The organism is Nonomuraea sp. NPDC004354, from assembly GCF_053602555.1.
In genome coordinates this window covers 44,109-59,682 of sequence record NZ_JBSGDV010000006.1, presented here as the reverse complement: position 1 = coordinate 59,682, position 15,574 = coordinate 44,109, and the positions used below count along the sequence as shown (strand labels likewise).

Genomic DNA, 15,574 nt, shown 5'->3' with positions numbered 1-15,574 from the left:
GCTGATCCGGAAGTTAGCCCGGCGCCGCCGCGGCGGAGGGAAACGGGCGGCAAGGTGGCAAGTTCGCGCCACGTTCGGCGGCGTCCGGCGGGGGCGGTGCTAGCTTGACCCCGTATCCGCCGTCGCGCAGGAAGTGAGCTGGAAATGGCGCAACTGCTCCGGATTCCCCAGATGCGCTTCTACATTCTCGGAGACGTGCTCTCGAATTTCGGCGACTTCGCGCTGTTCCTCGCGATGGCCATCTGGGTGAAAACGCTCACCGGCAGCACCGCCGCCGCCGGACTGGTGATGTTCTCCTTCGCCGGCGGCAGCCTGGTGCTACCCCTGTCCGGCTTACTCGTCGACCGCTTCCGTCGCCGGCCCCTGCTGGCCGCCTCCTACCTGTCCTCGGCGGCCGTCGTGCTCCTGCTGCTGCTGGTACGCGACAGCGGCGACGTCTGGCTGGTCTACGTGATCATGTTCCTCTACGGCGCGCTCGGCAGCGTCACCGGCCCGGCCCAGAACGCCTTCCTGCCCTCAGTCGTCCCGCAGGAGCAGCTGGGCGACGCCAACGGCGTGGTCCAGGCGATGCGCGGACTGCTCAGAATCTTCGCCCCGATCATCGGCGCCGGCCTGTTCGCCTGGCACGGCGCCTCCGTCGTCGTGGTGATCGACGCCGCCGTCTTCACCCTGGCCGCGCTGGCCGTCCTGCTCATCCGGGTCGCCGAGCCCGCGCCCGTCCGCTCCGGGGAGCGCTGGCTCGCCGAGACCGGCGCCGGCCTGGGCTTCCTGCGCGACAACGCCGGGTTGCGCCGCCTCATCGTGGCCTGCGCGCTCACCATGCTCGTCATCGGGTTCTTCGAGTCCATCGGCTTCGCCGTCGTCACCGAGGGACTGTCCCATGAGCCCACCTTCCTGGCCGTCCTGGGCGCCGTGCAGGCGGTGGGCACCATCGTCGGCGGCTCGCTGGCCGGCGAGGTGATCAGGCGCACCAGCGAGCGGGCCCTCGTGATCATCGCGCTGGTCATGGTGGGCGCGAGCAGCCTCATGATGACCGCGCCGCTCGACGCCGTGGTCCTGGCCGGCATGCTGGTGCTCGGCGTCGCCGCGCCCTGGATCGTCATCGGCGCGACCACCTCGCTGCAGCGCCGCACCCCCGAGGACCTGCGCGGCCGGGTCTTCGCCGCCTTCGAGTTCGGGGTCACCGTGCCGCAGGTCGCCTCCATCGCCGTCGGCGCCGGACTGATCGCGGCCGTCGACTACCGGGTGCTCCTGCTCGTGGTCTGCCTCGTGGTCCTCGCCTCCGCCGCCCTCCTCGGCCTGGGCCGTACGGCCGGCCAGATCCCCGAACCCAGCCAGGCGCCCTCGGTCGAGGAGGAGGCCGGGCAGCCGGGTCGGTGAGCGCGGCCCCGGGGCGGGTGGCGGCCCGGCCCTCGGCGTCACACGGGAGCAGCGCCGGCCGCCGTGGTGACACGCTGCTGGGCGTCGACGCCGTCCTCGGTGAGTGGTTCGTGACGGTCGCTCGTCAGCCCGCGACCAGGTCCATCCGGAGGAACTCGGTGATGCGGAGCAGCCTGGGCGGGCGTGCCACCTCATCGGGGAGGGCCTGGAACGCCTCGTCTTCCCCGACCAGGCGGGGGGCGGTGAGTTCCACCTCCCTCCCGTCGACCCGGAGCCGCGCGCCGTCGGCTGCCAGGACGTTCCGCACCCAGTCCGAACGCGATCCGTACACCAGGACGAACAGGTAGCCGCCGTCGACGGGGTGCGCATCGAGCGGCGTGCGGTACGTCGCGCCGGAAACGCGACCGACGTGAACCAGCACCGGCCACCTCCCGCCCGCGATCGCGCGAGGATTGAACACCCTCTTGTTGACGTGCCCCCACCACTGCGGCATCGGCATCGGGACCTCCTTCTCTCGCCCGGCCGGGCGCGTCTGCCGCGTCCCCGGCTGATGCGGCCCGCGTGGACTTACATTCGTAAGGTGACTTACGCATGTAAGGTTGGCTTACGCTCGTAAGGCTGTCAATCGCCCACACTCCGGAGCCGTCGTGCCACCGCCACAACCGCTCAGCAGAGCCCTCGTGCTGGAAGCCGCGATCAGGGTCGCGGACCGCGGCGGCGTGGAGGCGATCACGATGCGACGGGTGGCGCAGGAACTCGGCGTGGAGGCGATGTCGCTCTACCACCACGTACCGAACAAGGACGCGATCCTCGACGGCGTGGTCGACATGGTGTTCGCGGCGATCGAGCTACCCGGCGTCGAGTGCGACGACTGGCGCGACGCGATCCGTGCGCGCGCTTCCTCCGCACGTGCGGTCCTGTCGCAGCACAGCTGGGCTCTCGGCCTCATGGACTCCCGTCGCGACCCGGGGCCGGCGACGCTACGCCACCTCGACGCGGTCCTCGGTGTCCTGCGGGAGGCGGGGTTCACGCTGCCGATGGCCGCGCACGCCGTCTCGCTCATCGACAGCTACGTCGGGGGGTTCGTCCTTCAGGAGGCGAACCTGCCGGTGACGACGCCGAACGATGTCGAGGCCGTGGCGGGCGGCATCCTCGAGCAGCTGCCCGCGGGCACGTTGCCGTACCTCACAGAGATGATCGTCGAGTACGCCCTGCGGCCGGGCTACGACCACACGAGCGAGTTCGGCTACGGCCTGGACCTGATCCTGGACGCGCTCGAGGCTCGCCGGAGATAGCGCCCCCGGCACCGCCACATGACGCACCCTGTCCGGGAAGCGCCCGCACCGGGACCGGCGGCGACGTGTCTGCGCTGTTCACAGCTAATGCGTTACCGGCGGCGGCATGCGGCCCGATTCGACGTGGGGCCGCTCGATTCGATCGGCACTCGCTCGGGGCGTACGTCTCCGGTGAGGCTGTGAGCGGTGGGCGGGTCCTGTCCAGGCGGACAGGACGCGCCCACCGAACATCAGCCCTTCGCCGGCGCCTCGACGCTCCACAGGCGCCCGTCGGGGTCGCGCAGCGTCAGCCGCCTGGTCCCGTAGTGGGTCTCCTCGAACGGCGTGACCACGTCGAGGGACGGGTCGGCCGGGAACGCCTCCGCGTCCGTGACCCGCAGCACGACCTGGGTGTCGGGCCGCTTGTCCTCCGGAACTTCGGCGAGGAGGAGATAGGGACCGTCGCCGCGCCGGAACATGCCCGAACCGTGGTCGGTCGCGAACTCCACGTCGAAGCCCAGCGCCTGCAGGAACTTGGCGGCCTTCCCCCAGTTGTGGGTCTCCAGGTACACGCCTTCGATGCCTTCGGTGGCCATGTCATGTCTCCTTTCCTGAGGGCGGCCCGTCCTCGTGGGCCGCCAAATAGGTGCGCAACGCCTCGGCTACGAGGGCCGAGAGCGACATCTCGGCTTCGATGGCGTGGTGCTTCACCTGTCTGATGAGAGTCAGCGGCAGATAGACGTTGAACTGCTTTACCTCCTCGGTGGCCATGGCAAGGATGCTAGCATCCTAGAGTCCTAGGATCTATTCCCTTCGTTCCCAGCGCGATGAGCCGCGCAGCAAGGAGGATCTGGACCATGGCCCGCAAGTGGTTCACGCTGGTAGTGGCGTGCGCTGCGACGTTCATGCTGTTGCTCGACATCACGATCGTCACGGTCGCGCTTCCGGACATGCAGCACGCGTTAGGCGCGAGCTTCGGCGACCTGCAGTGGGTGACCGACGCATACGCGCTGACCCTCGCGGCGCTCCTGCTCACCTCGGGATCCCTCGCCGACCGGTTCGGCAGGCGGCGGCTGTTCCTCATCGGCCTGGGGATCTTCACGGCCGGCTCGCTGCTGTGCGGCGTCGCGCAGGACCCGCTGATGCTGATCGCCTCCCGGGCGGTCCAGGGGACCGGTGGCGCCGTCATGTTCGCGACGTCGCTGGCGCTGATCGCCGCCACGTTCCAGGGCCGCGAACGCGGCATCGCCTTCGGCGTGTGGGGCGCCGTCGCCGGTGTGGCCACCGCCCTCGGCCCGATCCTCGGGGGCGCGATCACCACCGGGATCAGCTGGCGCGGCATCTTCCTGGTCAACCTGCCGATAGGCGTCGCCGCGATCGCCGTCGCCGCACGCCGGGTGGACGAGTCGCGCTCGCCGCATGCCTCCCGGGTCGACTGGCCGGGAGCCGGCACGCTGACGGCCGGGCTCTTCAGCCTCGTGTACGCGCTGATCAGGGCGAGCGACACGGCGTGGAGCGACCGCGGGGTCGTGATCTGCTTCGTCCTGGCGGCGGTGTTCCTGGCCGCGTTCCTCGTGGTCGAGGCGAAGGTGTCCGAGCCGATGTTCGACCTGTCGCTGCTGCGGACCCCGACGTTCCTGGGCGGCTCGATCGCCGCGTTCGCCATGAACGCCTCGCTGTTCGCGATGTTCCTGTACCTCGTGCTCTACCTCCAGAACCAGCTCGGCTTCAGCGCCCTCGGCGCCGGCGCCCGGCTGCTCGTCGTCTCGGCCTGCTCGACCGTCGCCGCGACGGTGGCGGGCCGGCTGTCGAGCCAGGTCCCGGTCAGGTGGCTCATCGGTCCGGGCCTCGTCCTGGTCGGTGCCGGCCTGCTGCTGATGATGGGACTGGACGCCGGATCGGACTGGACACACCTCGTCCCAGGATTCGTCGTCGCGGGCATCGGCAGCGGCATGGTCAACCCGCCGCTGGCTTCCACCGCGGTGGGCGTCGTGCCGGTCCACCGTTCCGGCATGGCCTCCGGCGTGAACCAGACCTTCCGGCAGGTCGGCATCGCCGTCGGCATCGCCCTGTACGGCTCGATGTTCTCGTCGTCGCTGCACTCCGGCCTGAAGGACCGGCTCGGCTCCGCCCCTGACCTGCGCGGCTACACCGACCCACTCGCGGACGCCCTGCACCGCGGCGATCCCGGCCAGGTGATCGGCTCCGCTGCACCGCAAGTCCGCGGCCGGCTCTGGGACGCGGTGGGGGCAGGCTTCGCGTCGTCACTCAACGGCCTGCTGCTCGTCAGCGGCATGGTGGCCGTCATCGGCGGCATCCTGGCCTTCGCGCTCATCCGCACCAAGGACTTCGTGCCGCTCCCCGGCCCCGGAGGCCCGCCGCCCGGCCCCGGAGAGCCGCCGCCCGGCCCCGGAGGTCAACTCCCCGGCCCCGGAGGCCCGCCGCCCGGCCCCGGAGAGCCGCCGCCCGGCCCCGGAGGTCAACTCCCCGGCCCCGGAGGGCCGTCCGGAGGCGGCCAGAGGCAACCGCAGGACGCCAACACCCCATCGGCGTCCCCCTCCTGACTTGCCTGCACGATGTGTGACACGGTGAGCACCGTGGTGAGCTGCCCCGCGTGCCCTACAGCTCGATCGCCGTCAGGGAGCCGTTGCACAGGCCGCCGATGCCGTACTCCGGGTCGAAGCAGTTCGCACCGAGCGTGGTCAGGCTGGCGGCGATCTTCTGCGCGGCCGTTTCCGGGGAGCGGACGTCGAAGCGTTGCGTGCGGTCCGATCTCGGGCGGAAAGGCGTCTTCGGCCGGTACGGCGAAGCCTCACGTCCGGCTGACGCGGCGGATGGCCTCCGGAATTCGGGGCAGAACTGCTCCGGGCCTCCTCGAGGCGGCGATGTGCCGGGGGAGCGGACGCTGAGGGCGGCTGGTGCCTGTGCGGGGAGAAGGCTGTACGGCGGTACTGTCGCAGCCACCGGAGCAGCCCGACGGGGTGGAGCCGCAGCGCGGTCAGGAGCCCCGGCCGAGAGTGCGAGAACGTTCTTTACGCGCTGTGGACACGGTCGATGCGTTGGCTTGAGCAGATGCGGGTAGAGCGAACTCCACCCCAAAGTCTCATCAACACTCAACACGTCTAATGATGTCCTGCGGTTTGCGGATTAATGTCTGTTTTGGCCGCATGTAGGCGCTCCCGCTATGGGAGCTGCTCATGAGGGGGAATCATGGTACGTGTCGGCTTCCATGCCCGGAATGGCTGGAACAACTGGGGCGGCTGGGGCTGGGGCCGCAGACGCTGGTGGGGCCGACGTCGCTGGTGGGGCGGCGGCTGCGGTGGCGGCTGCGGCGGTGGCTGCGGCGGCGGGTGGTGGTGGTAATCACCCCGAGGGGAGTCGACGGCCAGTCCGTCGGCTCTCCTTCTCTGTCGGAGCCGGATGAACATCTGTGCCGTCGGGTAGCCCCCGATACGCGAATGTGAAGCGCTCCAGCTTCGCTGGAGGCTCGTCCCCTTGAGAGGATCGAGTCATGGCAGGCAAGTTCCCCCTACTCGGCCGAGCTGCGTAAGCGCGCGGTGCGGATGGTCGCTGAGGTCCGCCCGGACTACCCGATGGGACCGGTGGAAGGCCGGCGAGCGGCGTAGCTGCTCAGGCAGCGTCCCACCAGCAACACCTCCAGCAACGAGGTGTTGCAACGGCCACTTGAATCCGCCCAATACACCTGTTTCCGCCTCACCATCTGATGACCGCCGGCATCGACGCCTCCATCGGCACGGTCGGGGACGCGCTGATGGAATCGCAGATCGGCCCGTTCAAGACCGAGCTGATCAAACTCCGCGGGCCCTGGCACAGCCTGGCCGAAGTGGAACTGGCCACCGCCGAATGGATTGAATGTTCAACACGATCCGCCTGCACTCCTCGATCGGCAACCTTCCGCCGGCGGAGTACGAAGCCCTCTACTACGCTCAACACCAGCCCAACGAGACCGTCGGAATCAACCCCTGAGCTCTCCGTCAAAGCCGGGGCGGTTCATTACGGCGAGTGATCTTCGAAGTCGGGAAGGTGGAGGGTGCAGGCGCAATCGAGCGCTTCGATGGGAGTGCCGGTCATGGAGCCACTGGGCAGAACGGCGTCGCGGTAGTCCTCGGTGCCGGCCTGGTAGATCGCGAATCCCCACTCGTCGGTGAAGCCGAGATATTCGATCCGGGCCAGTGGGATCTCCTCGTCGTCATCGGGATCGTCGTTGGGGTGGCCGATCAGGTAGCCGTAGGGGCCGCGCCAGCGGATGGTGACCTCGGCGAGCCGGGGCCAGCGCTGGGAGGCGTGGTGGTCCACGGTTCCTTCGATGAGGTCTTTGAGTTTTGCTGACGGCACCGGCATAGCGCTCATTGTGGCCGGAATCGGCGCGTCGTCACACGACCGGAACCCATGTGCCCTCACGATCGGGCGATCATCTGTTCCTGATTCACGGTCCGACAGAAACTGTCGGGACTTGCCATACCTGTTCTGGCACGTGGGCGGGAGCAGGGGTTGGTAGCCTCTGCCGGATGATCGCTGACGTCGTTGTCTGGAACCGGCTTGCCGCCTTGCTGCCTGAGGCCGAGGCCCAGGAATTCAGGGACTGCTGGGACATCGGTGAGCAAGAGGCGGGACTTGGCCTGCTCGTCTCCGGCATCTTCACCCACCAGACGGTGATCAGCGAGACGGTCAGGGCTCAGATCTCCGTGCTCGCGGAGGTCTGGGGCGAGAGGGAGGCGCTCGCACCCCGGATCCTTCAATGCCGTGGTGATGACAGGCCGACCCGCCTGAAGGTGATCGAGCACGACGGCGGCACCGTCAGCGGGGCGACAGCCGGGACCGAACAGGACCTGGCAGGTCTCATCCTCGTGCCGTGGATCGCCTGCACGAGATGCGGCCAGGTCCTGATGCGCGCCCATGCCCGAGAAGCCTGGGGCGATCTCTCCTACCTCGCCCAGCACTACGTGATCACGTCGCCGGACAGAGCCACCGTCCTGCGGCTGTTTCCTGCCGACTCTGCCGACAAGGCCTTTGCCGCCCTCCTGCACGAGTGCTCACAGCCGTGGACTGCTGCCGACTCAGCGGACATCGCACCATAGGAAGCGTCGTCCTATCCAGGCCGGCCCTGAGAGCTTCTGCCTGAGAGCCGCATGCTCGACAGCTGTCGCTTGGGCGAGAGAACGATCACCCGATCTGGGAGGGCTTATGGCTCGGCCGGTCAGCCCCGACGTCGTCATCTTGGGCAGCCGCCGCCGGGGCAGGTTGGAGGCGATCGTGGCGCGGGCGAGCTCGCCGCAGCATCTGGTGCTGCGGGCGCGGATCGTGCTGCTGGCGTGGCGCGGCTGGACCAACACCGCGATCGCGGCCGAGTTGAAGGCCAGCGTGACCACGGTGCGCACCTGGCGGCGCCGCTTCGTGGTCGGCGGCCTGCCGGCGCTGGCCGATCGGCCGCGCAGCGGACGCCCCGAGGTATACGGGCCGGACATGCGACTGCGGGTGATCGCCCTGGCGACCGGTGTCCCACCCGAGGGCACCTCGGCCTGGACACACGTATTGATCGCCGAGCAGCTGGCCCCGACCGGGATCTCGGCCTCGCAGGTCGGCCGGATCCTGGCCGAGGCCGATCTCAAGCCGCATCGGGTCCGCGGCTGGCTCAATCGCCTCGACGATGAACAGTTCTGGACGCAGGCCGCCGCCGTCTGCGATCTGTATCTGCGCCCACCCAGCGATGCGGTGCTGCTCAGCATCGATGAGAAGACCGGCATCCAGGCCAAATCCCGCCGTTACCGCGACCGGCCGATGGGTGCTGGACGCCCGGCCCGGCGCGAGTTCGAATACCGCCGCCAGGGCACTGTGTCGATCATCGCGGCGATGAACGTGACTAATGGCGAGGTCCTCACCGAGTGGATCACCCGCAACAACTCCGAGACCTTCTGCGGCTTCCTGACGATGCTGGACCAGGTCATCGATCCGGACATCGACATTCACCTGATCATGGACAACGGATCCAGCCACACCTCCCGCGCCACCCGGGCCTGGCTGGCGGCGCACCCCCGATTCAAGGTCACCTACACGCCCAAGCACGCCAGATGGCTGAACATGGTGGAGCTGTTCTTCTCGACGCTGACTCGGGGTCTACTACGACGCGGGGACTTCGCCTCCCGCGAAGACCTCGACGGTAAGATCACCGACTTCGTGATCCGGCACAACCGCAACGCTCGTCCCTACCGGTGGACCTATGACGCCCAGGTCGAGCACACCCGCTAGCAAGCCCGGCACGCGGGGGAAGCCGGTCAGGCGACCCTCGCGCTGACCGCCTGACCCCTCACCGACCGTGACCGAGCGAAGCCCTCAAGGATCTTTGCGGCTCTGCACTAGCGCCTCAAGATCGCGAAGTGTCACTGGAGTACTGGTAAGGGCGCCTATGGAGTGGAGACGATCGCAGGATCGCCTCCACCCCGGCTTTGCGCAACGTCGAAGGAGTGAGCTGGTGGACATGTCACGGGCTGTGCCAATGGAAAGTCAGTGGGATCTCCTGGGGGAGCACAACTTGAACGGCCGGTTCGATGCGGCCTGGATCGACACGGAGGACATGGACGAGATCGCGCAGCGTTTCCGGGCGGATCGGGATTCGGGGATCCTTTGGGATCTCGATACGGCGTTCAACGAGGCCGATAGTGACGCGCAGGACACTCTGGTATGGATCGGGACGCATTCTCCTGGCTGGTCCGTCGCGGTTGCCATAAGCGGGAGACTTTCGATTGGGGAGGAAGCGAGCGCGGGAAGAAGGCGCGTCTTCACCCATATGCATATGGATCACATATACAAGCTTCCCGACGAGGGCATGCTCTATTACTACGATGGAGAGTTCATAGGCACGTTGGGGGTGATCGAAGAGTTCCGCGATTACACGCGTGATCTGGAGGTGGGCTGGGACGTCGGGTTTCAGGTGACGGTGGAGAGCTTCCTCACCCTGGCGGGGCGGATCACGGGCCGGTTCCTTGACCGGGACTGGTTCGCGGCGCCGCGCGTCCTCTACCGCATTCCCGACGGTGCCTGGCCTCGCTGAAATGAGCCTTCTCCATCCTGATCACGCTGGTCGGCAGCCGTACGTGCTGAACACGTCGGCTGAGGAGGACCCCCCGGCAAGACGGTCATCAGCGATCGGCACGTGGCCGCACATTGCAGGTGCCGGGTGCGGGCCGAACGCCCGGCGTCGGGCGAACACGGCGCCGACGACGCCCTGGCGTTCCGCCGCGAGGACGGGCGCCCGATGGATCGTTGGCGCGTCCGTCGCGCGTTCCAGAAGATCACGGACGGGCGGGCGTGGGCGCGGACTGGTGCTCGCCCTGGCCAAGGGCGCTGAAGCCATGGACAAGATCTTCAAGGCCAGGACGGCATGACCGAATGGCTTCCCAAGAATGAAAAAGGGCGCCTTCCTTTCGGAAGACACCCTTATCGACCAGCGAATATCTGGTCGGGACGACAGGATTTGAACCTGCGACCCCTTGACCCCCAGTCAAGTGCGCTACCAAGCTGCGCTACGTCCCGCCAAGCCCCTCGGACTCTTCGTTTCGGAGGTGTCCGCGGCGGCCTTGCGTGGAAAACACTATCACGGTCCACACCGAGCTCGGGCCGGAGCGGCGGGTGGTCCCGCGCCGCTCCGGCCGTCCCTCGCCGGTCCCCGTCGTCGTGTGGGGCGGGAACGAGCCGCGCCTCCCCCAGGCGCCCCGTGACCTTCGCCGGCCCGTGCTCCCGCCCGGTCTTCATGATTCCCGCACCCGGTTGTGAGGACCTTGTCGCCGTTCGCAAGCGGTGTGAAAGCAGGTTGGCATGGGATCCTTCCGAGGCGAGGCGAGGCGAGGCGAGGCGAGGCGGGGAGGTAGTGAGGTGGGGACTCTCACGATCGTGCTGCGTGGCGGCGCTGTCAGGCCCGATGCCCGGCTGGCTGTCCGAAGCGCGCTGGACGGCTGGCGGGCGGACGTACCGTGCCGGTATGTCCACGGCGCCGACGAGTGGCGGGTGGAGCTGGCGGGCGACGGCCCGGTGGAGTTCAAGTTCCGCTGCGACGGCGGCTGGGAGCGGGGCCCGAACAGGGTGGTGAACGGCGAGCACGTGGCGACGATGACCGGCCGCGTCGCCGACCTGTTCGAGCCGCCTGACGACATCCCGATCGCGGACTCGCTGGCGGCGCGGGTGCATTTCCCGGCGGCGCCGGCCGACGGGGTCTTCGACTTCATCGTGGTGGGCAGCGGCACCGGCGGCGGCACGCTGGCGCACCGGCTGATGGCCGACAGCGGGGGCGAGGCGCGGGTGCTGGTCCTGGAGGCGGGCGGCTACCTGTTCCCGACGCATGTCGGGAACCTGCCGAGGCGGCACGGCCCCTTCGTCAACCGCAGCGTGTGGGAGCTGTGGAACCAGTTCAAGGTCCGGCGCTACGACACCGACCAGCCGATGGAGCTGGCGCAGGCGTTCTGCCTGGGTGGCCGGTCGCTGTTCTGGGGTGCGCTGGTGCCGAGGATGACGCCGGCGGAGTTCGCCGGCTGGCCCGAGCCGATCAGGCGGGAGCTGGAGAGCGGCTGGTACGCCAGGGCGGAGGATCTGCTGAACGGCTCGGCCATGCCGCGCGACACGCTGTGCGGGACCGTGCAGTCGCTGCTGCGGGGCAGCATGCCCGGGCTGGCCGACGACGACGCGATGCTGGCGGCCGAGCACGCCTCGGTGAACGGCCTCGGCATCCCGTCCGGCATCTTCTCCACGGCGGCGCTGCTGATGGAGGACATGCTGCGGGCCTCGTGGGCGGACCGGCTGCACGTCAACCTGCACCATCAGGTGTGCGGGTTCGTGTCCGACGGCGACGCGGTAACGGCGGTCGAGGCGTTCGACCTGCCGGCGGGCGTGCTGCGGACGTTCCGGCTCGCCGAGGGCGGCAGCGTCATCCTGGCGGGCGGCACGGTCGGCACGCCGGTCCTGGCGCACCACGCGGGTCTCGACCATCCGCTGGTCGGGCGGGGCATCACCGACCATCCGACCTACTACTGGAAGTTCACCGTGAAGGACGGCGCGCCCGGCTACAGCCCGGGTGACGCCGCCAAGGTACTGCTCAGGGGTATGGCGGGCGCGACGCCGTACAACGCGGTGGTCGAGATGGGGGTGAACCTGAACCAGTACCACGTCGACGAGGACCTCGACCTGGACGAGGCCGACATGCCGTGCGAGGTGGTGTTCTTCACCGCGGTCCCGCTGGAGGAGCGCAACGGCGTCGAGGTGCGCGGGCAGGGCAGGGACGCCCGCCCGCGGGTGGTCATGCACCACGTGGAGGTGCCGGGTCTGGAGGAGGTCATGACGGAGGTGGGCACGGCCGTGATGGCGGCGGTGGGTGGCACGCCGCTGCAACCGCGTCCGACGCGTTCGGCGCTGGGCGCGGTGGGACACGAGGTGGGCACGATGCGCATGGGCGCCTCCGCCGACACCGGGGTGGTCGATCCCGATCTGCGGGTGTACGGCAGGCGCAACCTCTACGTGTGCGACCTGTCGGTGTTCCCGACCTCGCCGGCCGCCAACCCGTCGCTGACGCTGGCCGCGCTGGCGATGCGCCTGGCGGACCACCTCGTCACCGCCCGAGGCTAGACCGTCTCGGCCGGACCAGGCGGCCGCCGGCCGGTGGGCGGAACCGGCGGCGCTGACCGGCGGCGGGGCCGTCCGGACCTGGTGTCATCCGGCGGGCCAGCCGGGACCTGGTGTCATCGGGCGAGCGCGCTGCCCTTCTTCCATTCGGTCCAGTTGAGCTGCCAGTAGCTCCAGCCGTTGGTCCAGTCGAGCTTCCGCTTGGTGCCGGTGATCTTGACGACGTCACCGCGCTGGGTGATGCCGAAGAACCACTTGGCCCCGTCGGGGGTGGCGCGGACGCAGCCGTGGCTCTGGTTGCTGCGGCCGAGGAAGTGGTAGAAGCCGGCGCTCTGGTGGACGTACTCGCCGGAGTCGGAGATGCGGACGGCCCACGGGATCTGCTCGTTGTAGTAACGCGGGTCCTTGGGGTCGGTGACACCGAGCCAGGACGAGGTCATGGTCTCGACGGGCTTCTTCGACATGGTCAGGTGGGTGCCGCTGGTGGTGAGGTAGACGTCGACGCCGTTCTTGACCAGTCCGCCGCGGCCCGCGCTGATCGGGATCTTCTTGGCGAGTTTCCCGTCGCGGGTGACCTTCATGACGTGCTTGCGCGTGTCGACGACCGAGATGTTGGCCGTGCCGACCTGGAACCGGCGGGTGACGTCCTTGGCCCTGTTGCCCGGCAGCGCGCTGAGGCGGGCGGTGAAGGTGACCTTCTGGTGGGCCTTCCAGTAGAACTTGGTCCGGTAGACCACCTTGCGCGGCGACACCCAGCGCCACGCGCCGTCCACCGGACGTTCGGCCTGGACCTGCAGCAACGCTTCCACGGCCGCCTTGTCGGTGACGTCGCGGTCGAAGGTCACGATGATCGGGAAGCCGACCCCTACCTTCTCCTTGTCGTCTCCCATCGGGGTGATGTCCGCGATGGCCAGGGGCATCGAGCCGGGGGCCGACGGCGCGGGGGTGGGGGTCGGCGGCACCGCGCCGAGCATGCTCGCCACCAGCGCGGTCAGCGCTATCAGTTTCACGGGGGCACTCCGTCACATAAGGGGTGAATCGCATTCCATATGTGAGAGACCGGAAGGCGGCTTCTGGTTGACCCGCTTTGATAACGATCACGACGACCGCTCGGGAGGCGCTCCTGCCGGGGGTGGCGCGGCGCCGGGGTCGTGGGATGGCCGCCGCCGCGGACGCCGGGGGATGGCGGCTCCACCATCGTGTGCGCGGGCTGGCTCGTCTTCAGGACGCTCGCCGTCGAGGGAGGGATCGGCTCGGCGCGGCCAGGGAGCGGCGCTGCCCATGTTCTGCGAGCGGCCGGAGGAGGCGCCGCTCGGCGCGGTCGTCGGGGTGCGCGACGCCGCCGGAGCACGCTTCGAGCACGCGCTGAACGAGCTGGTCGCGCGCCTGCAGCAGGCCGGGCGCGAGTGAGGGTGTACTGATGGTGTGTACTGCTAGTACACTTCGGGCATGCGAGTCGTCGTCAAAATCACCGGCACCGTCCTGGTCACGATCCTGCTGACCTATCCGCTGTGGGCGCCGCACTGGGGAAGCGGCATCCTCGGCGAGGTCGCCGCGCAGGGCATGCCCGGCGGGCTGATCGCCGTCGCCGTCTTCTTCGGCATCGTCGCGCTGTACTGCCGCGCGCTCCATCGCACCTTGGCCGCCATCCAGCCGGAGGCCAGGGCCGCCGCCCCCGCCTCGGTCTGGTGGATGTTCGCCATCCCCTACAACTTCGTCGAGGACTTCTTCATCGTGCGGGCCGTCGCCACCTCGCTCGCCGCCGACGCGCGCCCGACGAGCCGCTTCGTCCGCTGGTGGGCCCGGCTCGGCTACGGTTGGTGCGCGTTCCAGATCCTGTCGCTCTTCCCCGGCGCCGCCGGGTACGCCGGTGGGGCGGTCGCCATCCTCCTGTGGGCGGCACACTGGATCATGACGGCCCGGATCCTGCGTACGCTGTCCGCCCGGCAGCCGGCCGTCCGGCCCGTACCCGGCCATCGTTAGAAGACCCGGCCATCCCGCCGGCACACGAGCACGAGGAAACCGATGCCACTTCCCCGCTTCGACCGGCTGCCCGCCGACACGCGAGCCGCCATCCTCGCCGTCGCCCGCGCGCACTTCGCCCGCGACGGCAAGGACGCCGCGTCGTTCAACCAGATCATCGCCGAAGCGGGCATCTCCAAGACCTCCGCCTACCACTACTTCGACGGCAAGGACGACCTGTTCGGCGCCGTGCTCGCCGACGCGGCCGTCCGCACGCTGACCGCTCTCGGCCCGTGGACCGAGGTGGCGACGGCCGACGAGCTGTGGGAGCAGCTGGTGGCCGGCACGACCCGGATGGCCGCGCACCTGCGCGAGCATCCGGACGACCGGGCGGTCCTGGCCGGGCAGCCGCTGTCCGACGACGGTTCGTGGGTGCGTGACCTGGTCGCCAACGGGCTGGCGATCGGCCTGATCGCCCCGGCACCCGGCGCCGAGCTGGTCACGGTCGCCACCATGGGGGTCATCGGCGCGCTCGACTCCTGGGCGCTCGACCATCCGCACGCCTCCTACCACGCCCTCGCCGACACGCTCGTGCTGTTCCTGGCCCGGCTCTGGGCCGCCCCCGCCCCACCCGCGAACCCCGCCCCAACCGCGAACCCCGCCCCACCCGCGAACCCCGCCCCAACCGCGAACCCCGCCGCAACCGGGAAGCCTGGCGCCGGTGCGAAGCCCGGCCCTGCCATCAACCCTGGCCCTGCCGCGAACCCCGGCTCCTGACCGGAAGCCACCCGCCACGGCTCGGCGACCGGCTCGGAAGGAAGGCGCACATGGAGATCATCAACACCCCGCCACCGCCGTCAGGGCTGCGCAGGCTGCTGTTCCGGCTGCCCGTCCAGCTGTACCGGATGCGCCTGGGATGGCTGCTGGGCGGGCGGTTCATGCTCGTCGTCCACACCGGCCGCGTCTCCGGCAAGCCCCGGCGGGCCGTCATCGAGGTGGTCGCGCACGACCGCGTCGGCGGCGGCTACGTCGGCCCCTCCGGGTACGGCAGGCGCTCCGACTGGTTCCGCAACATCCTGGCCACGCCCGAGGTGACCGTCCAGGTGGGCAACCGCGTCACGGCGATGACGGCGCTGCCCCTCACCCCGGAGGAGGGCGCCGAACTGATGGCCGCCTACGCCCGGCGCGCCCCCCGGACGGCGCGGCGGCTGGCCCGGTTCCTGGGGTTCCTGGTCGACGGGTCGGCGGCCGACTTCAGGGAGGTCGGCCGCCACATCGCCTTCGTCCGCTTCATCCCCCGCTGACAGCCGCCACCCCGAGCGGCCGGTGCC

Annotated in this window: 17 protein-coding genes and 1 tRNA gene; 12 read left to right on the top strand and 6 right to left on the bottom strand. The window is 69.5% G+C overall.

Annotation, left to right across the window (positions count from 1 at the left end):
- The first annotated feature begins 144 nt into the window (after positions 1-144).
- A complete protein-coding gene (locus ACWENQ_RS19730) occupies positions 145-1,380 on the top strand; it encodes an MFS transporter (RefSeq protein ID WP_452415528.1) in 1,236 nt (411 codons plus the stop codon).
- Positions 1,381-1,504: 124 nt separating this feature from the next.
- Here ACWENQ_RS19730 and ACWENQ_RS19725 read toward each other — a convergent pair whose 3' ends face one another.
- Positions 1,505-1,879, bottom strand: a complete 375-nt coding sequence (locus ACWENQ_RS19725; RefSeq protein WP_354910886.1) for a nitroreductase family deazaflavin-dependent oxidoreductase — start codon at positions 1,877-1,879, stop codon at positions 1,505-1,507.
- Positions 1,880-2,027: 148 nt separating this feature from the next.
- Here ACWENQ_RS19725 and ACWENQ_RS19720 point away from each other — a divergent pair, with 148 nt between their 5' ends.
- Entirely contained in the window at positions 2,028-2,675 is a 648-nt protein-coding gene (locus ACWENQ_RS19720) for a TetR/AcrR family transcriptional regulator (RefSeq protein WP_452415527.1), read from the top strand.
- A gap of 230 nt (positions 2,676-2,905) precedes the next feature.
- On the opposite strand, the gene ACWENQ_RS19715 is transcribed toward ACWENQ_RS19720, so the two are convergent.
- On the bottom strand, positions 2,906-3,250 hold the full coding sequence (locus ACWENQ_RS19715; RefSeq protein WP_449930745.1) for a VOC family protein: 345 nt from the start codon (positions 3,248-3,250) through the stop codon (positions 2,906-2,908).
- 1 nt (position 3,251) lies between these two features.
- The gene (locus ACWENQ_RS19710; protein WP_354910892.1) at positions 3,252-3,425 is read right to left on the bottom strand and encodes a ribbon-helix-helix protein, CopG family; all 174 of its coding nucleotides are present in this window, start codon (positions 3,423-3,425) and stop codon (positions 3,252-3,254) included.
- An 86-nt stretch (positions 3,426-3,511) separates the two neighbouring features.
- On the opposite strand from ACWENQ_RS19710, the gene ACWENQ_RS19705 reads away from it, so the two are divergent.
- Together ACWENQ_RS19705 and ACWENQ_RS19700 are read left to right on the top strand one after the other, a co-directional pair.
- On the top strand, positions 3,512-5,218 hold the full coding sequence (locus tag ACWENQ_RS19705) for an MFS transporter (RefSeq protein WP_452415525.1): 1,707 nt from the start codon (positions 3,512-3,514) through the stop codon (positions 5,216-5,218).
- Between the two features lie 1,160 nt (positions 5,219-6,378).
- Complete coding sequence (locus tag ACWENQ_RS19700) at positions 6,379-6,681, top strand: hypothetical protein (RefSeq protein ID WP_452415524.1); 303 nt, start codon at positions 6,379-6,381, stop codon at positions 6,679-6,681.
- On the opposite strand, the gene ACWENQ_RS19695 is transcribed toward ACWENQ_RS19700, so the two are convergent.
- Positions 6,669-7,016 carry a hypothetical protein gene (locus tag ACWENQ_RS19695; protein WP_452415522.1) on the bottom strand — a complete coding sequence of 116 codons (348 nt, stop codon included), beginning with the start codon at positions 7,014-7,016 and terminating at the stop codon, positions 6,669-6,671. The genes ACWENQ_RS19700 and ACWENQ_RS19695 overlap by 13 nt on opposite strands.
- Before the next feature lie 167 nt (positions 7,017-7,183).
- On the opposite strand from ACWENQ_RS19695, the gene ACWENQ_RS19690 reads away from it, so the two are divergent.
- The 3 genes from ACWENQ_RS19690 to ACWENQ_RS19680 all read left to right on the top strand — a co-directional run bounded on the left by ACWENQ_RS19690 (position 7,184) and on the right by ACWENQ_RS19680 (position 9,723).
- Entirely contained in the window at positions 7,184-7,753 is a 570-nt protein-coding gene (locus ACWENQ_RS19690) for a hypothetical protein (RefSeq protein ID WP_449930754.1), read from the top strand.
- Positions 7,754-7,859: 106 nt separating this feature from the next.
- On the top strand, positions 7,860-8,921 hold the full coding sequence (locus ACWENQ_RS19685; protein ID WP_452415521.1) for an IS630 family transposase: 1,062 nt from the start codon (positions 7,860-7,862) through the stop codon (positions 8,919-8,921).
- Positions 8,922-9,144: 223 nt separating this feature from the next.
- On the top strand, positions 9,145-9,723 hold the full coding sequence (locus ACWENQ_RS19680) for a hypothetical protein (protein ID WP_452415519.1): 579 nt from the start codon (positions 9,145-9,147) through the stop codon (positions 9,721-9,723).
- A gap of 405 nt (positions 9,724-10,128) precedes the next feature.
- Here the strand turns inward: ACWENQ_RS19680 and ACWENQ_RS19675 are convergent.
- A tRNA-Pro gene (locus tag ACWENQ_RS19675) sits at positions 10,129-10,205 on the bottom strand.
- 339 nt (positions 10,206-10,544) lie between these two features.
- Between ACWENQ_RS19675 and ACWENQ_RS19670 the strand changes: the two genes are divergently transcribed.
- The gene (locus ACWENQ_RS19670; protein ID WP_452415517.1) at positions 10,545-12,284 is read left to right on the top strand and encodes a GMC oxidoreductase; all 1,740 of its coding nucleotides are present in this window, start codon (positions 10,545-10,547) and stop codon (positions 12,282-12,284) included.
- Between the two features lie 113 nt (positions 12,285-12,397).
- Here the strand turns inward: ACWENQ_RS19670 and ACWENQ_RS19665 are convergent, their stop codons facing one another.
- The gene (locus tag ACWENQ_RS19665) at positions 12,398-13,291 is read right to left on the bottom strand and encodes a L,D-transpeptidase (RefSeq protein ID WP_354910905.1); all 894 of its coding nucleotides are present in this window, start codon (positions 13,289-13,291) and stop codon (positions 12,398-12,400) included.
- Between the two features lie 271 nt (positions 13,292-13,562).
- On the opposite strand from ACWENQ_RS19665, the gene ACWENQ_RS19660 reads away from it, so the two are divergent.
- From ACWENQ_RS19660 to ACWENQ_RS19645, 4 genes are read left to right on the top strand one after another with little or no spacing between them, the layout of a single operon-like run.
- A complete protein-coding gene (locus ACWENQ_RS19660; RefSeq protein ID WP_449930762.1) occupies positions 13,563-13,691 on the top strand; it encodes a hypothetical protein in 129 nt (42 codons plus the stop codon).
- Positions 13,692-13,730: 39 nt separating this feature from the next.
- The gene (locus ACWENQ_RS19655) at positions 13,731-14,264 is read left to right on the top strand and encodes a hypothetical protein (protein WP_449930764.1); all 534 of its coding nucleotides are present in this window, start codon (positions 13,731-13,733) and stop codon (positions 14,262-14,264) included.
- Between the two features lie 42 nt (positions 14,265-14,306).
- Positions 14,307-15,020: a TetR/AcrR family transcriptional regulator gene (locus ACWENQ_RS19650; RefSeq protein WP_452415516.1), complete on the top strand. Its 714-nt coding sequence runs from the start codon at positions 14,307-14,309 to the stop codon at positions 15,018-15,020.
- A 50-nt stretch (positions 15,021-15,070) separates the two neighbouring features.
- Positions 15,071-15,547, top strand: coding sequence for a nitroreductase family deazaflavin-dependent oxidoreductase (locus ACWENQ_RS19645; RefSeq protein ID WP_452415514.1), 477 nt, complete (start codon positions 15,071-15,073; stop codon positions 15,545-15,547).
- Positions 15,548-15,574 lie beyond the last annotated feature (27 nt).

Coding starts and splice junctions, on each gene's coding strand:
- ACWENQ_RS19730 (WP_452415528.1), top strand. CDS start 145: ATGGCGCAACTGCTCCGGATTCCCCAGATGCGCTTCTACATTCTCGGA.
- ACWENQ_RS19725 (WP_354910886.1), bottom strand. CDS start 1,879: ATGCCGATGCCGCAGTGGTGGGGGCACGTCAACAAGAGGGTGTTCAAT.
- ACWENQ_RS19715 (WP_449930745.1), bottom strand. CDS start 3,250: ATGGCCACCGAAGGCATCGAAGGCGTGTACCTGGAGACCCACAACTGG.
- ACWENQ_RS19710 (WP_354910892.1), bottom strand. CDS start 3,425: ATGGCCACCGAGGAGGTAAAGCAGTTCAACGTCTATCTGCCGCTGACT.
- ACWENQ_RS19705 (WP_452415525.1), top strand. CDS start 3,512: ATGGCCCGCAAGTGGTTCACGCTGGTAGTGGCGTGCGCTGCGACGTTC.
- ACWENQ_RS19700 (WP_452415524.1), top strand. CDS start 6,379: ATGACCGCCGGCATCGACGCCTCCATCGGCACGGTCGGGGACGCGCTG.
- ACWENQ_RS19695 (WP_452415522.1), bottom strand. CDS start 7,016: ATGCCGGTGCCGTCAGCAAAACTCAAAGACCTCATCGAAGGAACCGTG.
- ACWENQ_RS19690 (WP_449930754.1), top strand. CDS start 7,184: ATGATCGCTGACGTCGTTGTCTGGAACCGGCTTGCCGCCTTGCTGCCT.
- ACWENQ_RS19685 (WP_452415521.1), top strand. CDS start 7,860: ATGGCTCGGCCGGTCAGCCCCGACGTCGTCATCTTGGGCAGCCGCCGC.
- ACWENQ_RS19660 (WP_449930762.1), top strand. CDS start 13,563: ATGTTCTGCGAGCGGCCGGAGGAGGCGCCGCTCGGCGCGGTCGTCGGG.
- ACWENQ_RS19655 (WP_449930764.1), top strand. CDS start 13,731: ATGCGAGTCGTCGTCAAAATCACCGGCACCGTCCTGGTCACGATCCTG.
- ACWENQ_RS19650 (WP_452415516.1), top strand. CDS start 14,307: ATGCCACTTCCCCGCTTCGACCGGCTGCCCGCCGACACGCGAGCCGCC.
- ACWENQ_RS19645 (WP_452415514.1), top strand. CDS start 15,071: ATGGAGATCATCAACACCCCGCCACCGCCGTCAGGGCTGCGCAGGCTG.